Genomic DNA, 21,176 nt, shown 5'->3' on the forward strand with positions numbered 1-21,176 from the left:
GCCCGTCCTTTTTGGACGGGCGGGACGCCCATCCCACTTTCAAGAGTGGAAGTTATTTAATTCTCATTCCTTAGAGTAGAACGCTATTAAACTGTAACAGGCTAATTAAAAGCTCAAACTTTGTGTTCCGTTTGGGTTGGTATCCAAATGCCACCTCTCCAGGAAATTTGGCAAGTATATCTACGTCGTTTGGCTATAGAGCATTAGTACCGCGAGTGCGAAACAAACCTGGCATTGGACAATTCCGAAGCTGAGCACTCAGCCAACAGTGTCAACGATGGAGTGATTTGAGGCCATTGCTGACCGGGCAATTATGGTTAGCTAAAAATTTCGTGAGGGAAATTCGTCTACCCAGGCCTTGGCCCCTCCCTGAATTGACCCCGGTCTGGGTTGCACGGTCAATGCTGCCAATTTTAATTAAGATTGGGAGTCCGGCTGTTGCTCCCAAACTAGAAAGGAAATTCTGCCGGATGGCAAACAGGAAAACTTCCCACTCAAAGAGGTCGCTATCCTGTGGTGAAAAAGGGTAAAAGTCGGTTTAAAAAATTGCCAAAATTCATCAGTTAACCTCTCCTGTTCTCTCGCCGATCAACCATTTTTTCCACGAGCGCGTTAGCTGAGTCAAGTTGCGATCCGTCTAAACTCCAGCCTGAACTTTGACCGACTAAATGGACTACTCGAATTTCTGGGACATAGTTTTCGGAACGCCTCTACCATAAAATCGGCGCGAATCGTTCCTAAAAATGTCGAAACTAATAATTATATTTCCTGGCCTACTTGTGCTAAAAATTTGTTAATTAATTTTGTTTTTGGAAAAAGCTCGATTTCCAGCTTCAGCTTGGCATTGTTTGATGGCTGCTGGAGGAACCGCCGCACTCAGCAACAATTGTCGAAGCCGTTGATTGAAGTTTCGTCGAGACGCTCGACTCATTTGACATCTCAATTATCAGTGATATTAAAACATGATGATAGGCAACAGCGAAACAAAACATCTCGCGCTAAACTGCTAAAGAACTGACAAGCTTACCCAGCACGAGTTAAAGTATATTTGATTATGGTCAACCGTCTTGCTCAATCCCAAAGCCTTTACCTGCGGAAACACGCCGAAAATCCGATCGACTGGTGGCCTTGGTGCGACGAAGCCTTAGAAGCGGCCCGGAGCGAAAACAAACCGATTTTCCTGTCAATTGGCTACTCTAGCTGCCACTGGTGTACGGTGATGGAAGGAGAAGCATTTTCCGATCGCGCGATCGCCCAATACATGAATTCGCACTTTATACCGATAAAAGTCGATCGCGAAGAACGCCCAGATATTGACAGCATTTATATGCAAACCTTGCAAATGATGACCGGTCAAGGCGGTTGGCCGCTCAACGTTTTTCTCACTCCCGACGAGCGAGTTCCCTTCTACGGAGGCACTTATTTCCCCGTAGAGCCCCGCTACGGACGGCCTGGATTTTTAGAAGTTCTGCAAGCAATTCGCCGCTTTTACGACACAGAAAAAGGTAAAGTAGAAGCCTTCAAAGCAGAGATTTTAGGCAACCTCCAACAGACGGCAGCGCTGTCTGGAGTAACCGCAGAATTAAATCGCGAGATCTTTCAAAAAGGCTTAGAACTCAACACGGGAATTGTGGCCGGCAACAACCCCGGGCCCAGTTTTCCGATGATACCTTATGCTGAGCTAGCACTGCGGGGAACGCGATTTAATTTTGAATCAAAATACGACAGCAAACAAGTCTGTACTCAGCGGGGATTAGACTTAGCATTGGGTGGCATTTACGACCACGTAGCAGGGGGATTTCACCGCTATACGGTTGATGCGACTTGGACTGTGCCACACTTTGAAAAAATGCTCTACGACAACGGTCAAATTGTTGAGTATTTAGCAAATTTGTGGAGCGCGGGAATACAAGAACCGGCTTTTGAAACTGCTATTGCGGGGACAGTAGAATGGTTGAAGCGAGAAATGACCGCGCCCACAGGCTATTTTTATGCTGCGCAAGATGCTGACAGCTTTACCGCCCCAACTCCCCCTTCCCAAGGGGGGGCAACGGAGGGGTCAGAACCGGAAGAGGGAGCATTTTATGTCTGGACTTACGCCGAACTGGAACCACTATTAACTGCTGAGGAATTGGCGGAAATAAAAGCACAGTTTACTGTTAGCCGTAGTGGCAATTTTGAAGGCAAGAATGTATTGCAGCGCCGCCATCCGGGAAAACTGAGCGACACGGTAGACACGGCTTTGGCTAAACTCTTTCAAGTTCGCTACGGTGGCAATCCCGATACTGTAAAAACCTTTCCGCCAGCCCGCAACAATCAAGAAGCTAAAAACGAGAGTTGGCCGGGTAGAATTCCCGCAGTTACTGACACGAAAATGATTGCTGCTTGGAATAGCTTAATGATTTCGGGTTTAGCCCGCGCTGCGGCTGTTTTTGGGAATTGGGAATATCTGGAATTAGCTGTGAAAGCTGCTAATTTTATTTTAGACAATCAGTGGACGGATGGGCGGTTTCAGCGGTTGAATTATGACGGACAATCTGCTGTTACCGCGCAGTCGGAAGATTATGCTTTGTTTGTGAAAGCTTTGTTGGATTTGCATCAAGCGAGTTTGACTTTAGGAAACGGGGAAGAGGCAAAACAGTTGCCGAATTCTCAGTTTTGGTTGGAGAAAGCTGTGCAGGTGCAAGAAGAGTTTGATGAGTTTTTGTGGAGCGTGGAATTGGGAGGATATTACAATACTGCTAAGGATGCTAGCGGAGATTTGTTGGTGCGGGAACGCAGTTATATAGATAATGCAACTCCGGCGGCTAATGGAATTGCGATCGCCTCTTTGGTTCGCCTCGCACTGCTGGGCCAGAATCTAGAATGTCTCGATCGCGCCCAACAAGGTTTGCAAGCTTTCAGCAGTATTGTACAAGATTCTCCGCAAGCTTGTCCCAGTCTACTTGCTGCTCTGGATTGGTATCAGCATTCTACGCTGATTCGCACGTCGCCGGATCAAATTTCCGGGTTGATTTCGCAGTATTATCCGACTGCTGTTTTTCAGATTGAGGCTGATTTGCCTGAGGGTGTTATCGGGTTAGTTTGTGAGTGTTTGACTTGCAAAGAACCGGCGAAAAGTCAAGAGCGGTTGTTGGCAGAAATCTTGCAAAGTCAAACGCGGGTTTAGCACTAATACTGTCTATATTATTGAACCGCTTTCGACGCGTTAGGCGAAGCCGCGCGTAAGCGCTAGGACGCGAAGGAAGAAGGAGGAAGCAGAAGGAAGAAGTAGATTATCTTCTACCGGGAAGGGATGGCATCTTCAGTCTGCCCCTCCATCTTCCAAAATCTCGACCAAATCTTCCATCGTCACATCGAAAGCGCGGGCGATTTTGTAGACAGCAGAAATATCGGCTGTGTTCAAAGCATCGCGCTGAACGTAGCTTCTAACAGTGTTGTAATTGACTCCCGATCGATCGGCAACTTGCTTTAGAGTCCAACCTTTTTGCTCAGCTAGTTCTCGAATCCGCAGTCTAACGTAGCCCATTAGTGCGATCGCCCCTACTATTCCAAAAACTCGACCAAATCTTCAATCATTACATCAAAAGCAAGGGCGATTTTCTGAACTGCGCTCAGATCGACCATACTCATCCCATCATCCCGTCTAGCGTACCCTTTCAGCGTATTGTAATTAACCCCTGAGCGCTCGGCCACGTCTTGCAGCGTCCAGCCCTTTTCTTCTGCCAACTCTCGAATCTTTAGCCTAACTCGCCCCATTTGTGCGCCCTCAATCTTCCAAAACCTCAACTAAATCTTCCATAGTCACATCGAAGGCGCGGGCGATTTTGTAGACAGCAGACAGATCGACTGTGTTCAAAGCATCCCGCCTCCCGTAGCTTTTTACCGTGTTGTAATTGACTCCCGATTGATCGGCAACTTCTTTGAACGTCCAACCCCTTTGCTCAGCTAGTTCTCGAATTCGCAGTCTAACGTAGCCCATTAGTGCGATCGCCCCTACTATTCTAAAAACTCGACCAAATCTTCAATCATTACGTCAAAAGCAAGGGCGATCTTCTGAACGGCGCTAAGGTCAACCGTACTCAAACCGTCATCCCGTCTAGCATAGCCCTTAACCGTGTTGTAATTAACCCCAGACCGATCTGCCACATCTTGCAGCGTCCAGCCCTTTTCTTCTGCCAATTCTCGAATCTTTAGTCTAACTCGCCCCATTTTGCCCTTGACAACAGGTTGGTATCAACCTTATATATAAGAATAACTTAAAACGATCGCCCTCTTAGCCTCGAAAACTTAAGGGCGATCGCCTTTTCTACCACACCCCGTAAACACGGGGAAGGATTAACCTATGATACCAACATCAAAGCCCAAATTAAACCCTCATCCCTGGTGTATCGTGCGGTAATTGCCAAATATGCAGCGATTGGTAGTTGCTCGGTTCCACCGCCGAGGCGATGCTGAGGGATATCTCCAGATTTTACGGCGGTTGTTGCCGGCGGCCAAACACGCGATCGTATTTGATACGACAGGGGCCGAGAAATTGCCAGAAGTTCGATCGGCTAATTGCCAGCGAATGTTGTAATTGATGGGAGCGAGATCCTTTTTTGTTTTAACTGGAAAACCGATTAATAGAAAAGGGCTCTCGTCCCTTCCTGACAAAAAGCAACTAGGTTGCTCTAATTAAACGTCAAACGTTCTTCTGTTAGATACCCGACTTGTTAAAGAAGTCGGGTATGTGAGGATTCTCTTTTTTTAAGTGGGCTTAATTAGCTTTAAATGCTTAAGAATCTCCATGCAGCTAACAGCAAACCGTTAGCAACTAACAACATAAGCTTTTTTTATCTTGACGGCGCACAATTTATTAACTATAATTACCAGGCCAAAAATAACAAAAATCTTACGGCTAACAGTTTTTCTCAAATAACCGTTAAACTATTCTAACGTTGGCTCGTACCCAACGTCGCAGACAAAACCTATATCTGTTAAGGATTCGTCCTGATTCATAGGAGCAAGATTTTAAAATATGCATCTCAGCGAACTGACTCACCCAAACCAATTACACGGCCTCTCGATTCATCAACTCGAACAAATTGCCCGACAAATTCGAGAAAAGCATTTAGAAACTGTAGCCGCTAGCGGCGGCCACCTCGGGCCCGGATTGGGTGTAGTCGAACTGACCTTAGCACTCTACCAAACACTCGATCTCGATCGCGACAAAGTTACCTGGGATGTCGGCCACCAAGCTTATCCTCACAAATTGATAACCGGCCGCTACAACCAATTCCACACCCTGCGCCAAAAAGACGGCGTTGCAGGCTATCTCAAGCGCTGCGAGAGCAAATTTGACCATTTTGGTGCCGGTCACGCTTCCACAAGCATCTCAGCAGCTTTAGGAATGGCGATGGCCCGCGACCTCAAAGGCGAAAATTTCAAAGTGGCGGCGATCATTGGCGACGGCGCATTGACTGGGGGCATGGCACTAGAAGCGATCAACCACGCGGGCCATATGCCGAAAACCAATCTATTAGTTGTGCTCAACGACAACGAGATGTCAATCTCGCCCAACGTCGGCGCCATTACCCGCTATTTGAACAAAATGCGACTGTCGCCGCCGGTGCAGTTTCTCAAAGATAACTTAGAGGAACAATTCAAGCAAATTCCCTTTGTCGGCGAAACTTTTACCCCAGAAATGGAACGCCTCAAAGAAGGCATGAAACGCTTGGCCGTGCCGAAAGTTGGAGCCGTAATTGAAGAATTGGGCTTTACTTACATGGGCCCGGTAGACGGACACAATTTGGAAGAATTAATTACTACTTTCAAACAAGCTCATACTATTCAAGGGCCCGTGCTAGTTCACGTGGTGACGGTGAAGGGCAAAGGATATGCGATCGCCGAAAAAGACCAAGTAGGATATCACGCCCAAAATCCCTTTAACTTAGCTACCGGCAAAAGCATTCCCTCCACCAAACCCAAACCTCCCGCTTACTCGAAAGTCTTTGCCCACGCCCTAGTAAAGCTAGCAGAAAGTAATCCGAAAGTTGTCGGCATTACCGCTGCTATGGCAACCGGAACAGGTTTGGATAAACTTCAGGAAAAACTGCCGAAACAGTACATTGATGTAGGAATTGCCGAACAGCACGCCGTGACTTTATCCGCTGGTTTAGCCTGCGAAGGAATGCGCCCGGTTGTGGCAATTTACTCGACATTTTTGCAGCGGGGGTACGACCAAATAATTCACGATGTTTGCATCCAAAACTTGCCAGTTTTCTTCTGTTTGGATCGAGCCGGCATTGTCGGTGCTGACGGCCCAACTCACCAAGGAATGTACGACATTTCCTTCTTGCGGTGCCTGCCAAATATGACAATTATGGCACCAAAAGATGAGGCAGAATTGCAGCGGATGGTAGTCACAGGAATCAACCACACCAGCGGCCCGATCGCCATGCGTTACCCGCGCGGCAACGGTTACGGCGTGCCTCTGATGGAAGAAGGTTGGGAAGAGTTGCCGATCGGCAAAGCCGAAATTCTCCGTAACGGCGACGATTTGCTGATATTGGGTTATGGTTCAATGGTTTATCCGGCGATGCAAACCGCCGAGATTCTGAGCGAGCACGGCATTGAAGCAACTGTGATCAATGCGCGTTTTGTCAAGCCTTTGGACACCGAATTAATCTTGCCTTTGGCACAGCGCATCGGCAAAGTTGTCACAATGGAAGAAGGCTGTTTGATGGGAGGCTTTGGTTCAGCCGTAGCCGAAGCTTTGTTGGACAATAATGTTGTTGTTCCAGTGATGCGGTTGGGTGTACCCGATACATTGGTAGATCATGCAAGCCCCGAACAATCCTTTGCAACATTGGGTTTAACTCCGGCGCAAATGTGCGATCGTATTTTGGCAACATTCAGCCGCAAACCGTCCGCCGTCAGCGTGTAAATATCTAGAATCGGGAGCTAATATGGCGTCCGGTCGATGTAAGGTTTGTAGTGAGGACTAAAGTCCTGACTACAAACTGTTGTGAGTGCGGGCGAAGCGAAGCGCGTTGCTGAGGGAACTGACCGGACACTACCTAATACCATGTCCGGTCGAGCGATCGCGATTTTTGTAGGGGCGCGTTCACCAACAGTACCTGCCCACAATCTCTCATCTCAAAAACCCGCCCCGACCGGGATATTATGGTTAATCGATCGGACATGATATAATACCATTTCTTTAAAATCCTGCCGAGCGTATTTAGTGCCGATAGAATGTAATCCCATCCGGTTATCGATGCTATTGTCTACCTTAAAAATTTTTCAATAAAAGCGCCGACTTTTTCTTTAATTTCCTGTAAATTTTCATAAATCTCCCAGCTCAATTCTTGTTTTATATGTTGCCAGACTCTCTCGATCGGATTCAATTCAGGCATAAGGTATAGGCCTCCGTGGGCATACCTCACCACCCTTGAGAACCGCTATATCTTCCACCCAGACCGCAATTTATTTATAACTCTTAAACTCGCAGTTTTCCTCACTAATTTTTGTTGATATTCCGGAGATTACTTCTTGGGTAATTACTCGCTCTCCCGTCGATCCGCGCAGCTTTAATAATTCTAATAAACCGCCATTACTACATTGCTTTAACCATCTTTGGACAGTAATTCTATGTACTGGCAAAAGTTCAGCTACCTGTGTAACGCTCGGGTTAGACCCAGATTTTAACCAATAAAGTGCCAGCACTTTTGTCGGGCGCGTTATTGTTCGCTGTCGCTGTATAATTATTTTTAACTCAGTTACAGTTGCCTCAATTCTTTCTTAGGAGTTTAGTGTCATAAAATCATCTTTAAACTCTCAGGCAATTATAGCATTCATTAGGGGCACTGGTATAATTCGGCTAAAAAATTTTCCTTTCTTGATAATTTTATTGAAATAAAGAAAATATTTTGTTATACTCTCAAGACCGTACTAATTTTAGGTTAGAGGTTTCCGGCTGAAAAAACACCGTCAGCCATACATTCTTATTTTGACAGATGGTGGTCAATTTGACTGCCTCTTAAACTATAAAACCCTGACATCGGGAGTTTAAACATTATCCAGCCGGATTATTGGGTGCAAGCGATCGAAAAAACCTCACGCAGATGTCGGAAAACTCTCTCCCGGCGAGGTTTACAATCAACTACCCCACGATTTTTGACGGCGACTTATGATGAAATTTCCTGGATACCAAATTCTGGCACAAATCTACGAAAGTGCTAATTCCGCAGTCTATCGAGCTAGGCGAGAACAGGACGATCGAGCAGTTATCCTCAAGGTTCTCAAAGAAGACTATCCTACACCTGCGGAACTCACTCGATACAAACAGGAATATGAAATCACTAGCAGCTTAGATTTAGAGGGGATAGTTAAGACTTATGGATTAGAACCATATCAAAGAACATTAGCGATCGTCCTTGAAGATTTTGGTGCACTCTCATTCAGACAATTGCTCGACAATCGTCTCGAATCAATTTATGACTTTTCTGTCCCAGAATTTCTGAAAATTGCTATCAAAATCACTGAAATTTTAGGTCAAATTCACAGCAGCAATATTATCCACAAAGATATCAACCCCTCCAATATCGTCTTCAATCCAGAAACCAGGCAAGTCAAAATCATCGACTTTGGCATTGCCACCCAGTTAACCCGCTCCAATCCTACCCTCAAAAATCCCCATGTTTTAGAAGGCTCTTTAGCCTATATGTCGCCGGAGCAAACGGGACGGATGAACCGTTCTTTGGATTATCGCACGGATTTTTACTCTCTCGGTGTCACCTTCTACGAATTGCTGACAGGAAAGCTACCGTTTGAGACAGATGACGCGCTCTCATTGGTGCATTGTCATATTGCTAAACAACCAGTACCCCCCAATGAGGTTGATGCAAATATTCCTCAAGCAGTTTCATCTATTGTGATGAAACTGATGGCAAAAACGGCAGAAGAACGCTATCAAAGTGCTTGGGGAATTAAAGCGGATTTAGCAGAATGTCTCGATAGATTGCAGGAAACAGGAGAAATTTCCTCTTTTCCTTTGGCGACTCAAGATATTTCAGATAAATTCCAAATTCCCCAAAAACTCTACGGACGCGAGGCAGAAGTTGAAACCTTACTGGCAGCATTCGATCGGGTAGCTGCCGGGGGCGGGGGCGGGAGCGAACTCATGCTGGTAGCAGGTTATTCCGGTATCGGTAAGTCAGCACTGGTACAAGAAATTTATAAACCCATTACCGAAAAACGCGGCTATTTCCTAACTGGGAAATTTGACCAATTTCAGCGCAATATTCCCTATTGGGCCGTAGTTAGCGCCTTTAAGGGATTAGTGCGGCAACTGTTAACGGAAAGCTCTTTAGAACTAAATCTTTGGCGAGAAAAACTCTTAACCGCATTGGGTGCCAACGGTCAGGTAATTATTGATGTAATTCCGGAAGTAGAACTGATTGTAGGGAAACAGCCAGCCGTACCGAAGTTAGGGCCAACTGAGTCGCAAAACCGCTTTAATCTTGTCTTCCAAAACTTCATCCGGACATTTTGTACAAAAGAGCATCCCTCAGTCATATTTCTGGACGATTTACAGTGGGCAGACTCCGCCAGCCTCAAGTTAATTCAACTGATGATGACGGATACAGATATGCAATATCTGTTTCTCATTGGGGCGTATCGGGATAACGAAGTCACCCCCACTCATCCCTTGATGATGACGCTTGAGGGATTGTCCAACAAAGGAGCAACAATTAACCAGATTACCTTAACTCCCTTAGATAGCGAGCATATTAGCCAGCTCATAGCCGACACGTTGCACGGTGACATTACATCAGTAAGACCATTGGCATCCCTGATAGTGCATAAAACAGAGGGGAATCCTTTTTTTGTCAATGAATTTCTCAAAACCCTGCACGCCGAAAACGAACTCACCTTTGATTTTGAACGCCACGCATGGCAATGGGATATTTCAAGTATTGAAGCCAAGGGCATCACCGATAATGTGGTGGAGTTGATGATTGGAAAGCTGAAGAAACTACCTACAAACACACAGCAGGTTTTACGATTAGCGGCTTGTATAGGGGCCCAATTCGACTTAAACACCCTCTCTATCATCTTGGAAAAATCAAGCTCAGATGTTGCTGGTGACCTGACAGTAGCCGTTCAGTCAGGGTTAATCCTGCCCCTATCAGAATTAGACGAGCAACTAATAATTCAAGATTATAAATTCCAGCATGACCGCATTCAACAAGCCGCTTATGCCTCGATCGATGAGGAATTCCAAAAAGTAGTTCATTTACAAATCGGTCGCAATCTGGTGCAAAATACCGCTCCTGAGACCTTATCAGGCGAGATATTTAAAATCGTCGATCATCTCAATCTTGGGGCTGAATTAGTAACCCATCAAGCCGAGCGAGATGAAATCGCCAAACTCAATCTAATGGCAGGTAAAAAAGCAAAGTCAGCAATGGCTTATGAGGCAGCGGTTAATTATTTGAATGCTGGCGTCAATTTCTTAGCAACAGATTCTTGGCATACTCAGTATGACCTGACGCTCAATCTCCATGTAGAAACGGTGGAAGCAGAATACTTAAACACCAACTACGAGAGAACAGAAATACTTTCTAGTGTCGTCCTCCAACAAGCCAAGGCTGTGCTAGATAAAGTCAGAGTGTACCAAATAAAAATTCAGTTTTATATAGCTCAAAATAAAATGCGATCGGCGGTAGATACAGGGCTACAAGTTCTAGAAATGTTGGGCATACCCCTACAGGAATCGCAGCCCACTGATGTGATTATTGAAAACCTCTACAACCAGCCGCCAATGACAGAACCCGATCAACAGGCAGCAATGCGAATATTAATGACAATATCTCCTCCTGCTTATATTGTTAATCCCGCGCTGTGGTCGTCAATTATATTCACAATGGTTGAGCTAAGTATTAAGAATGGGTCCTCGCCCCCAGCCGCTTTCGGCTATGCTTTTTATGGCATGCTCCTGTGTGGTGTGTTGGGAGATATAGAGTTGGGTTATCAATTTGGCAAATTGGCTTTGAGCTTGGTAGAAAACTTTGATATCAGGGAAATAAAATGTCAAGTACAAACCATTTTTTATAGTGGCATCAGGCACTGGAAAGAGGCATTCAGGGAATCCCTACAACCTGTGCGCGAGACAGTTAAAGTAGGTCTAGAAATGGGAAATATAGAATTCACTTCTTATCTTGCTTTTTACTGTTGCTCCTACCCATTTATGAGTGGAGATAATCTAGACGTTGTTTGTCAGCAACAGCAGCAATATATTGAATTAATTCAGCACAAACTCAAACAAGATTTTTCCTTGTATCAAGCCCAGATATGGGGACAATTGGCACTGAATTTAAGTGGCAAAGCAGCGGAGAAAAAACGTTTGCTTGGGGAAGTTTTTAATGAAGATAAAATTTTGCCAATTTTGCGAGATGCAAATAATCTGATATCTCTGTTTGTTGCTTATATGGTAAAATGTATGCTCAGTTATTTATTTCAGGATTACAAGGCAGCGGTTGCCAATGGACAAAGTGCGTCAAGCTACGAACATGGCGCACGAGGAACATTCATGCTTACCCAAAACTATTTGTACTATTCTCTAGCTCTCCTAGCTTTGTATCCTACGAGAGAAAGCAACGAGCAAATAGAAACCTTAGAAAAAGTAGTCGTCAACCAGCAAAAAATGAAAAACTGGGCTAACCATGCCCCGATGAATTTTCAGCATAAGTATGAGCTAGTAGAGGCGGATAAAGCGCGAGTATTGGGTCAAATCGTTGAAGCAGAAGAGCTTTATGAACGAGCGATTAAAGGAGCAAAAGATAACGGATATTTTCAAGAAGAAGCCTTAGCTTATGAGTTGGCAGCAAGGTTTTATTTATCTCGTGGTATGGACAAAATTGCCCAAACTTATATGAAAGAAGCTCACTATGGCTACATCCGCTGGGGAGCTACGGCCAAGGTCGAAAATTTAGAAGCAAAATATCCGCAATTACTGCCAAAATCACCTGCTACCAAAAGCATTACTTCTACTTCCACAACGATCGCCAATTCCACAAGTAGCTCTGGCTCGGGTGAAGCTTTGGACTTAGCTACCATAATGAAAGCCTCTCAAGCCATTTCCGGCGAAATTGTCCTCGATAAGTTACTCGCTTCCTTGATGAAAATTCTCATTCAAAATGCGGGAGCGCAAACAGGCTTTCTAATTTTGGACAAAGCCGGACAATGGGCGATCGAAGCCTCTGGGGAGGTGGATGCCGATCGCATCAACGTATTGCAGTCAATCCCCATTGACAACCGCTTACCCGCATCAATCGTCAACTATGTTGCCCGTACCAGAGAAACAGTTGTCAAGAACGATGCCGCCAATCGAGGTCAATTTACACAAGATCCGTACATTCAAGCGAATCAAATTAAATCTCTTTTGTGCGCGCCACTGCTCGATCGAGGTCAACTCAGGGGCATTGTCTATCTGGAAAATAATTTAACCACAGGAGCCTTTACCCCCGACAGATTGGAAATTATCCAACTATTATCTGGACAAGCCGCGATCGCGATCGCCAATGCCAAACTCTACGCCGAAGTTAAAGAAAGCGAAGGACGGTTGACTCAATTCCTAGAAGCAATGCCTGTGGGTGTCGCTATCCACACACCGACGGGACAACTCCACTATGCCAACCAGACAGCACAACAGTTACTCGGCCTCAACATAGCACCAGAATCCAAAACCGAGCAAATAGCCAAAGCATATCAAATTTATCGTGCTGGTACCCAGGATTTGTACCCCACTGACCAACTGCCGATCGTGCGTTCCCTCGCCGGTGAAACAGCCAAAGCAGACGATTTAGAACTTCACCAACCAGATAAGATAGTTCCCTTAGAAGTTTCCACCACGCCAATTTTTGATGATACAGGCAAGATTGCATACGCGATCGCCGCTTTCTTCGACATCAGCGATCGCAAACAGGCTCAGAAAATTCTCGAAAACTACAACCGAACTTTAGAAAATCAAGTTGCCGATCGGACTCGGGAATTGAAAAACACCCTCGACACTCTCCAAGCCACTCAAAACGAGCTAATTCAATCGGAAAAAATGGCTGCCCTCGGACAACTGGTTGCCGGGGTAGCCCATGAAATTAACACGCCTTTGGGAGCAATTCGCGCCGCCTGTGGCAACACGGATAAAGCCTTAGAAGCCTCGTTGTTTCAACTGCCCCAACTATTGCCCCAACTCACCGAGCAACAGCAAGCCGACTTTTTCAGCGTCCTCAAACAAGCTCTGAGCAATCAATCGGGCCTCAGTACCCGCGAAAAACGCCAAATTAAACGCACGCTGACTCAACAGCTTGAATCTCATAACATTGCCAATGCCAAACAACTGGCTCACCTGCTAACAGAAGGAGGAATACATCAGAGTTTTGACTCTCAACTGTCTTTGCTGCAAACGCCCCAAGCCAATCAAATCGTGCAAATTGCCTACGATATCGCCCGCCTGCAAGCCAACAGCCAAAACATTAACAACGCCGTCGAACGAGCTTCAAAAATAGTCTTCGCCCTCAAGAGCTACGCTCGTTACGACCACACTGGGGAAAAACGATCGATCCAGATTACTGACAACATTGAAACCGTGCTCGAATTGTATCACAATTATCTCAAGAAAGGTGTCGAGGTCACTCGTCACTATCAACCCGTACCAGAGATTCCTTGCTATCCCGACGAACTCGTGCAAGTGTGGACAAACTTAATTCACAATTCAGTTCAAGCTATGGGTGGCAAAGGGACGCTGGAAATCGGCGTGCATCAGAAAGAGCAAAATATTGTAGTAGAAGTCACCGACTCGGGTTGTGGGATTTCTCCAGATATTCAAGAGCGAATTTTTCAACCTTTCTTCACTACCAAACCAGCAGGAGAAGGCAGCGGTTTAGGGCTGGATATTGTCAGGAAGATCGTGGAAAAACATCAGGGAACAATTACTTTTGCCTCTGTCTGTGGCAAAACTACCTTCACGGTGACGCTGCCTATGTCGTAATATAGATGACAACATCAATGATTTTTTTTAATCTCGTCTTTGACGGGCCTTTCATATCATATCCGGTCGAGGAACCGCGATTTTTGTAGGGGAGGGTTAGCCAACAATACCTGCCAACAATCTCCCATCTCAAAAACCCGCCCCCACCGGGATATTATGGTTAATCGATCGGACATGATATGACAGTAACACAAGAGGTTTGTAGTGAGGAATGCGCGTCCGCATTTGGCTCAAATCCGTAACAAAGGACTGAAGTCCTTACTACAAACATATAAGGGTTAGATGACCGGACACGAACTCAATTCGATAACCATAAAAATATGACTGAAGTAGCAATTCTCTGTGTTGATGATGAAATAGTTATCCTAGAAGCTATTCAAGAGCAAATTAGCCGTCACTTTGGCGAGCAATTTTTGTATGAATCTGCCGAAAGTGGTGAGGAAGCTCTAGAAATTATTGAAGAGCTAACTGAGGGGGGAGTCAAGATTCTTGTAATTGTCTCTGATTGGTTGATGCCCGGAATGCGGGGAGACGAGTTTTTAGTTCAAGTCCACCAGCAATTCGGCGATATTACCAAGATTCTGTTAACCGGACAAGCCGATCGGGAAGCTATTGAACGAGCCAAGCGGGAAGCTAATCTGTACTGCTGCATTCATAAACCCTGGCGGCAAGAAGAGTTGCTCGAAACCATCACAACAGCCCTGAAATTAGGATGAACGAACTAGCAATTCTTGTGGTAGATGACGAACCGATGCTGTTGGAAGGTCTTGCTGAGGAATTACAAAGAAACTTCGGTCAAGATTATCAGATTGAAGCGGCCCAAAGCGGTGAAGAAGCCCTAGAACTTCTCGAAGAACTGCAAGCAGAAGGTATCGAAACTGCTGCGGTTGTTTCTGACTATCTGATGCCGGGAATGAAAGGCGACGAACTCCTCTGTCAGATTCATGCCCAATATCCCAATGTATTGAAGATTATGCTCACCGGTCAAGCCGCAGCAGATGCAGTGGGCAATGCTGTGAATTCAGCTAATCTCTACCGTTATATTGCCAAACCCTGGGATGCTACGGATCTCCATCTGACGGTTAAAGAAGCTCTCAGCAAGTATTGGCGAAGTAAAAAACTCGAAGAACAGAATGCTCAACTGCGGGAAAATGAACGTCGCCTGACTCAGATTTTAGAAGCAATGCCCATTGGTGTGACAGTTCACGATAATGGGGGAAAAATAACTTATGCCAATCAGAAAGCCAAGGAATTACTCCAGCTAGACATTTTACCTGAAACCCAAATCGAGCAAAGTTCAACGGATTTCAAAATTTATCAGGGGGGAACTGAGGAATTATATCCGGCAGAGAAATCGCCGATCGTGCGCGCTTTAGCCGGGGAAACAGTTCGTGCTGAGGATATCGAAATTCATTACCCCGATCGGATCGTTCCTTTAGAAGTCTCGGCTACACCCATTCGGGATAAAAAAAGCCAAATTTCTCAGGCGATCGCGGCTTTCCACGATATCACCGATCGCAAACAAGCTGAAGCCGAACGAGAACAGTTTACCCAAGAATTGTTCCAACTTAATGAAGCTTTTTCCCGGTTTGTTCCCCGTCAATTTTTGCAATTCATGGATCGAACAAACATCAACGAAATTAAACTGGGAGAATCTATTGAGAAAAAAATGTCGGTTTTGTTTACCGATATCCGTGCTTTCACAACCCATTCGGAGCAAATGACCCCAGAAGATACGTTTAAGTTTATCAATGGCTATCTCCGGCGCATGGAACCTGCAATTATTGAAAATAGTGGTTTTATTGATAAATATATTGGTGATGAAATCATGGCACTGTTTGAAGTGAGTGCCGATAGTGCGGTGAATGCAGGAGTGACTATGTTGAAAATCCTCGCTGAATACAACCTCAGCCGACAACTACTCAACCGCCAACCCATAGAAATTGGCATTGGCATCAATACAGGAAATTTGAGGCTAGGAACTGTAGGCGGTAACTTTCGCATCGATACCACCGTCATTGGCGATGCAGTTAATCTCGGTTCGCGCCTCGAACAGTTAACAAAAGTCTACCAAGTTCCGTTTCTGATTTCCCACACCACCTTAGCTGCGCTCGAAGAACCGATGAAGTATGCCCTGCGCCTCGTCGCTCAGGTGCAAGTTCGAGGAAAAGCTCAAAAAGTGGGGGTGTTTGAGGTATTTGAGGCCGATCCTCCCGCCCAAAAACAAGCTAAATTGGAAACGAAACCGATTTTTGAATTAGCTTTGATTCGCTACTATCAAGGCTCGATCGAGGATGCCAAATTCCTGTTCGCTAGGTGTTTGGAAACAAATCCCAGCGATTGTGTTGCCCAAAGCTATCTAAAACGGTGTGCTTAACCCAAACTTACTCCCGGCGGGCAATATTTTATCGATCGAAATGATATTTTATTTGCCAAGATAGCCCGTGAAAAATACCTCAAAGCTAAGTTGCACGTCTTTCGGATAGCTCGAACCGGAGCTTGTGGTACAATACGGTAGGAAAAGGTACCATAAGAGAGAAAAAACAAGGAATAACGTGCAACCAAATCGTACCGTGCGGCGGGGAAGATTGTTCCCCGAAATTCAGTGGTCAGAAGAAAAAAAAGCCCAGTGGCGCGCTGAAAGAGCGGCATTTCGCAAGCGTTGCAAAGTAATTTTCGATCGCCATAAACCAGACTTAATTGAAACTCACTACAACTGGTACATGGCGGTTGAACCTGATAGCGGGGAATATTTTATGGACAAGGATGATATGGCGGCTACCAAAATGTGCCGCCAGAAACACCCAAATGCTATCCCCTACCTTTTCCGCATCAACAATACAGGGGCGTGCGGCTCAATATGATTGAAGGAAGATTTGGTGATGAGGACGAGCTATTTTTTGAAGTAGAATTGATTGCTAATAACGGCTTAGAATTACCTGTTGATACTCTGCTAGATACAGGTTTTTGGGACTGGCTAGCGATTGAAGAATTGAAGAATTGAAGAATTGAAGAATGGAAGAATTGAAGAATTAAAGAATTGAAGCAAGCGACTTGACGGATGAATCCGGGGGCTTGTATCCTGGTGGGTGCTGGAGTACCGTCCGCCAGTGGCTGAAAAGTCGGCGGTTAGTAGTTGATATGTCTGCGGGTATTTTGACATTGGAAGCGAGTTAAAAGCAATATGAATTTAAAAAGTTTTGACATAGTAATAGTAGGAGCAGGCCCAGCAGGGGGTCACTGTGCGAGAATCCTAGCCAAATCCGGCCACAAAGTCTTGCTGGCCGAGCAAAACGACAATTTTAATAAAAATGACTTTTCTAGCGCAGCCACGCCTCTAGAAACCCTTTCTAAATTCAATTTACCAGAATCCGTTATCGGCAGTTTTTGGCACAAACTTACTATTGAAACTAGCAAAGTCAGTCAAAGTTGGCAGTCTCCCGAAAGCTTGGGAGTTGTTCTCAACTTTGCTAAATTTAGAGCATTTTTGGCTAGCGAAGCTGAGCGATTTGGCGCTGAAGTTTGGCTTGGTTGTCGCTACACCGGACATTCACAAGCCAAGGGCGAAACAACGGTAGAATTTAAACAGTTATCCGACGGTCAAATTATCAAAGTTACCACGAAAGTATTGGTTGATGCTACTGGCTTTGCTAGGGCGATTATGTACGAAAAAGAGAAGGATAAGCCAGATTTTTTGTCGGGAACCGGAATCGAATATTTAATTGAAGTAGAGCCAGAAGTTTACAATAAATACAGCGGTGATTTAATCTTCTTTTTGGGCGATAAATGGATGCCGAAGGGTTATTCCTGGATATTCCCAATGGAACAAAACAGGCTGAAAGTTGGTGCGGGTCGCATTTTTTTAGATCCGAAAACGGTGAGGCATTTGTCACCTCTGAAAAAATATATTGATTTACTGATTGATGAATATCTGAAGTCTAAAAATTATAAAATTATTGACAAACACGGTTCGACTCTGAAGTACAGTCCTGGTTTGAAGGATATTTATTGCAAGGATAATATAATTGCGATCGGTGATACTGTCTCGACAGTAAATTTTTTGGGCGGTGAAGGGATTAGACACGGGATGGATGGTGCGGAAATAGCGGGGAAATATATTCAAAGCTATTTGGAGGGGAAAATCTCAGATTTTCGGGATTATGAGACCAAAATGCACCACAAGTTTGATAAGAAATGGAATATTTCTGAAAGGTTGGCGGTGAGAAAATATATTGATGATGTTAATGATGAACTGACAGATAAAATGATTTCTTATTTAAAGTATATGAAAACTGAAGATGTGATGGATATTTTATTTGATTATAAGTTTGAGAAGATTTCCCGAGGGTTAGGCGGTTATTTGCAGCGGAAAATTAAGGGATGGATTGAGAAATTTCACTGGTAAGGTGCGTCATATCATGTCCGATCGATCGCCCATAATACATAGCCGGGGCCCGTTTGTGAGATTGTCCGTTTTTGGCAAATATTATTGGCTCACGGGTCCCTACAGGAATCACGGTAATCGACCGGATATGATATCATATCGTTTCCGGTTGCATGGGCACGATCGAGTCAAGGTCAATAATTCCATATTCCCCGACTCCCCACTCCCCATCATTCCGGTGTAACCGGAATTGATATCAGTTGAGAGATTATTAGTTGAGGGAAAATCGCGCTGGCTGACGAACCCTACAATCTTAATTGTAAGGTATTTTCTGCTGTAAGTTGAAAGCGCGGCAGCGACAGTAAAGCATCGTCAAAACTGCTAAAACTTGACCTATATGATACACCAAAAGTATACCCGCTCGCTCCAATTAAATGCGCTACTATTGGATCGAAATCCCCGTAAGGATAGGCAAAACATTTAACAGATTTCTCTAATCCCTGTTCCAAGATAGCACGGGATTTCGCCCCCTCCCGCACAATTTCTGTCGGCGACAATGCAGTCAGGGGTTGATGGGTAGCAGACATAGAACCGAATTCAATCCCTGCATCCCGCAGTTGCAAAATTTCCGGCCATCCCATTACCTGCACTTCTTCAAATTCGGCTTTTTCCCAACTATTTGTCTTTCCTATCGACTCCGCTACTAGAAAAACAGTTGCTGTAAAATCAAAGCGTTTTAGCACAGGCCAAGCATATTGGAAAAAGTCGAGATAGCCGCCGTCAAAAGTCATCAATACAGCTTTACCGGGTAAAGGAGTTTTAGCCTGTTTAGCCCTTTGCCAATCTTCCCAACTCGCACTGTAATAACCATGCTGTTTGATATTTTGTAAGTGCTGTTCAAAAACCTGCGGAGTAATTGCCTCTAAACCGTCAGGAGAAATGCGGCGGTAGGCGAGAATCGGCAGCCTTTCTGTAACCCTATGATTGTCAAAAACTTGAGGTTTCACCGAGTGAGAAACTTCTCTATGCGGCGCTTTTGGCAAAATGATTTCCGGTGCGTAAAATACTTGCTTTGGCAACTCGTTATCTAAGGGAATTTGGATTCTCGGTTCCCCCGCGATTGCGGCGGCTGACTCGATTTCCGGCAGCGCCGCCGCCGGGAGTGCGGCCCGGCGGCTGACACTGGTCCCTGCCGCACCCTCGCGCCTGCCGAACATCACGGCATTTTGGGGGTAAATGCCCCCAGCACCCGGTGCATTCAACGAGTCGTGCAAATCGGACCTTTGTTTAGCAGAAGAGGCTAAGCGCTCGCGCAGGGACATTTTGCCGTTGAGGGGTTTTCCCAGCAAAGCTTCTCGCACGGTGGCGACGCACAACTCAAAACCGCTATTTAGATTAATTGTCGAGCGCAATTTTTGAGCCGAAACAAAATTATTTTCCACCGCAACAGTGACAATATCGATAGCAACGCCGCCTACTTTCACCAGCACGTCAATTTCCGAAAGCTCAACTTTTATATTAGCCAATTCCTCGCTAACTTCTAAGGCTATCAATTTTTTTTCTAGCGTAATTGTTGGGACTTTCTCTGCTATTTCTGGCTTGTAGAAATCCTTCAAATGCCAATGGGGACGCCCCCATAATTCTTGCAAAAATAGCGTCCAGTCATGTTTAGCGTGGAATGGTTCCACCAAAGTTTCCCACAATTTATTGCCTTTTTCCCAGCGATTGCGTTGAAAGAAGCGATCGATAATTTGCCAAGCAAACTGGGCTGCAACCGCATCCGCCAACACCGAAGCCGCAACCATCCCCTCGCAGACTGGCAATTCAATAATACCGAGTTCGATTCCTTCTAATTTGATGGTACAGCAGAGGATATCGCATATTTTCCCAAGAGCGCCAATATCAGAAATTGGTTCGCTCACTTCCACCGCAACTTTCCAGGCAATTTCACCATTTATTCGCTTTATATTATCTAAAATATATCGGATTTCATTTCTATTAAAATTTTTATGATATTTGTGAACCTTACTGGTTTTGATATCTCTCTCAATTCCTTTATGCCAAGGTAGATTTAAACTGAGCTTTGCGGCTTTTTCTTGATAATTAACGAGCATTTTATCGTCATATTCAATGCCCATAAATTTACAAATTTCTCTTAATATTTTTGTTTGGTCGTCTAAAAGCTCCTCATATTTAACTAATATATGATTGGATTTATTAACATATTTGTGGCTAGTTAACATCGCGTGTTCCCAGCGACCGATACAGTGGTTTAAATCCCAACCCGCGCCCCACAACTCGTTAAAACTCTTAGTAGCTTCATACATAGAAGCTATGGTATCCATACCGTTTCGCAAAATATGTATGAATTTTGCATCGGGCAAAAAGCGCTCTATGTCATCAATAAAATACATATGTTCCGGCGTTTTTTCCAACCAAATGCTTTTGTTTTGTTCCGCAGCCAAACCATCCAAAACTCCGACAAACCAACTAACTTTAGTTTCGACAGTTTGACTGTCATCAAAATCTTTTAAAAGTTCAGGACGATTAATTTCATCCTTAAAAAAAGCTTCCATCCTACTTGGCAACTTTCCCGCAAACTGGTCGTACAGCAAATAGTGAAAAAACTTAGATTCAGGAAAAGAAATAACTTCTGGATGAGCGGCTAATAAACTTTGAAGAATTGTTGTGCCACTGCGAGGGGATCCTACTAAAAATATCCGTTTCATTTTTATATTTTATAAGGTGTTTGTAAAT

16 protein-coding genes are annotated in these 21,176 nt (G+C 44.8%); 9 read left to right on the forward strand and 7 right to left on the reverse strand.

Going from position 1 to position 21,176, the window contains the following annotated elements; translation table 11 throughout:
- Positions 1-793 precede the first annotated feature (793 nt).
- On the reverse strand, positions 794-931 hold the full coding sequence (locus tag QUB56_RS22310) for a hypothetical protein (protein WP_332958203.1): 138 nt from the start codon (positions 929-931) through the stop codon (positions 794-796).
- A gap of 123 nt (positions 932-1,054) precedes the next feature.
- Here QUB56_RS22310 and QUB56_RS22315 point away from each other — a divergent pair, with 123 nt between their 5' ends.
- Positions 1,055-3,169, forward strand: coding sequence for a thioredoxin domain-containing protein (locus QUB56_RS22315; protein WP_332958204.1), 2,115 nt, complete (start codon positions 1,055-1,057; stop codon positions 3,167-3,169).
- A gap of 135 nt (positions 3,170-3,304) precedes the next feature.
- Here the strand turns inward: QUB56_RS22315 and QUB56_RS22320 are convergent, their stop codons facing one another.
- The 4 genes from QUB56_RS22320 to QUB56_RS22335 are packed head-to-tail and all read right to left on the reverse strand — an operon-like array spanning position 3,305 to position 4,212.
- Positions 3,305-3,529 carry a helix-turn-helix transcriptional regulator gene (locus QUB56_RS22320; protein WP_332958206.1) on the reverse strand — a complete coding sequence of 75 codons (225 nt, stop codon included), beginning with the start codon at positions 3,527-3,529 and terminating at the stop codon, positions 3,305-3,307.
- 17 nt (positions 3,530-3,546) lie between these two features.
- Positions 3,547-3,759, reverse strand: coding sequence for a helix-turn-helix transcriptional regulator (locus tag QUB56_RS22325; RefSeq protein WP_332958208.1), 213 nt, complete (start codon positions 3,757-3,759; stop codon positions 3,547-3,549).
- Between the two features lie 10 nt (positions 3,760-3,769).
- Positions 3,770-3,982 carry a helix-turn-helix transcriptional regulator gene (locus tag QUB56_RS22330; protein ID WP_332958210.1) on the reverse strand — a complete coding sequence of 71 codons (213 nt, stop codon included), beginning with the start codon at positions 3,980-3,982 and terminating at the stop codon, positions 3,770-3,772.
- A gap of 17 nt (positions 3,983-3,999) precedes the next feature.
- Complete coding sequence (locus QUB56_RS22335) at positions 4,000-4,212, reverse strand: helix-turn-helix transcriptional regulator (protein ID WP_332958212.1); 213 nt, start codon at positions 4,210-4,212, stop codon at positions 4,000-4,002.
- A 199-nt stretch (positions 4,213-4,411) separates the two neighbouring features.
- Between QUB56_RS22335 and QUB56_RS22340 the strand changes: the two genes are divergently transcribed.
- A complete protein-coding gene (locus QUB56_RS22340; RefSeq protein ID WP_332958214.1) occupies positions 4,412-4,579 on the forward strand; it encodes a hypothetical protein in 168 nt (55 codons plus the stop codon).
- 441 nt (positions 4,580-5,020) lie between these two features.
- Positions 5,021-6,928 (forward strand): 1-deoxy-D-xylulose-5-phosphate synthase, encoded by a 1,908-nt coding sequence (gene dxs, locus QUB56_RS22345; protein WP_332958215.1) that lies wholly within the window; start codon positions 5,021-5,023, stop codon positions 6,926-6,928.
- Positions 6,929-7,271: 343 nt separating this feature from the next.
- Here dxs and QUB56_RS22350 read toward each other — a convergent pair whose 3' ends face one another.
- The gene (locus tag QUB56_RS22350) at positions 7,272-7,400 is read right to left on the reverse strand and encodes a hypothetical protein (RefSeq protein WP_332958217.1); all 129 of its coding nucleotides are present in this window, start codon (positions 7,398-7,400) and stop codon (positions 7,272-7,274) included.
- A 773-nt stretch (positions 7,401-8,173) separates the two neighbouring features.
- Between QUB56_RS22350 and QUB56_RS22355 the strand changes: the two genes are divergently transcribed.
- From QUB56_RS22355 to QUB56_RS22380, 6 genes are all read left to right on the forward strand, one after another.
- Positions 8,174-14,035 (forward strand): AAA family ATPase, encoded by a 5,862-nt coding sequence (locus QUB56_RS22355; protein WP_332958218.1) that lies wholly within the window; start codon positions 8,174-8,176, stop codon positions 14,033-14,035.
- A gap of 320 nt (positions 14,036-14,355) precedes the next feature.
- Positions 14,356-14,751: a response regulator gene (locus QUB56_RS22360; protein WP_332958219.1), complete on the forward strand. Its 396-nt coding sequence runs from the start codon at positions 14,356-14,358 to the stop codon at positions 14,749-14,751.
- The gene (locus tag QUB56_RS22365) at positions 14,748-16,412 is read left to right on the forward strand and encodes a response regulator (protein WP_332958222.1); all 1,665 of its coding nucleotides are present in this window, start codon (positions 14,748-14,750) and stop codon (positions 16,410-16,412) included. Before QUB56_RS22360 ends, QUB56_RS22365 begins: the two co-directional genes overlap by 4 nt.
- Positions 16,413-16,590: 178 nt before the next feature.
- Entirely contained in the window at positions 16,591-16,899 is a 309-nt protein-coding gene (locus tag QUB56_RS22370) for a hypothetical protein (RefSeq protein WP_332958223.1), read from the forward strand.
- Positions 16,896-17,039 carry a hypothetical protein gene (locus QUB56_RS22375; RefSeq protein WP_332958224.1) on the forward strand — a complete coding sequence of 48 codons (144 nt, stop codon included), beginning with the start codon at positions 16,896-16,898 and terminating at the stop codon, positions 17,037-17,039. The genes QUB56_RS22370 and QUB56_RS22375 overlap by 4 nt, the downstream gene beginning before the upstream one ends.
- A 180-nt stretch (positions 17,040-17,219) precedes the next feature.
- The gene (locus QUB56_RS22380) at positions 17,220-18,440 is read left to right on the forward strand and encodes an NAD(P)/FAD-dependent oxidoreductase (RefSeq protein WP_332958226.1); all 1,221 of its coding nucleotides are present in this window, start codon (positions 17,220-17,222) and stop codon (positions 18,438-18,440) included.
- Positions 18,441-18,724: 284 nt separating this feature from the next.
- On the opposite strand, the gene QUB56_RS22385 is transcribed toward QUB56_RS22380, so the two are convergent.
- Positions 18,725-21,148: a sulfotransferase gene (locus QUB56_RS22385; protein WP_332958228.1), complete on the reverse strand. Its 2,424-nt coding sequence runs from the start codon at positions 21,146-21,148 to the stop codon at positions 18,725-18,727.
- Positions 21,149-21,176 lie beyond the last annotated feature (28 nt).

The organism is Microcoleus sp. AR_TQ3_B6 (assembly GCF_036702785.1).
In the GTDB taxonomy this organism is placed as follows: domain Bacteria; phylum Cyanobacteriota; class Cyanobacteriia; order Cyanobacteriales; family Microcoleaceae; genus Microcoleus.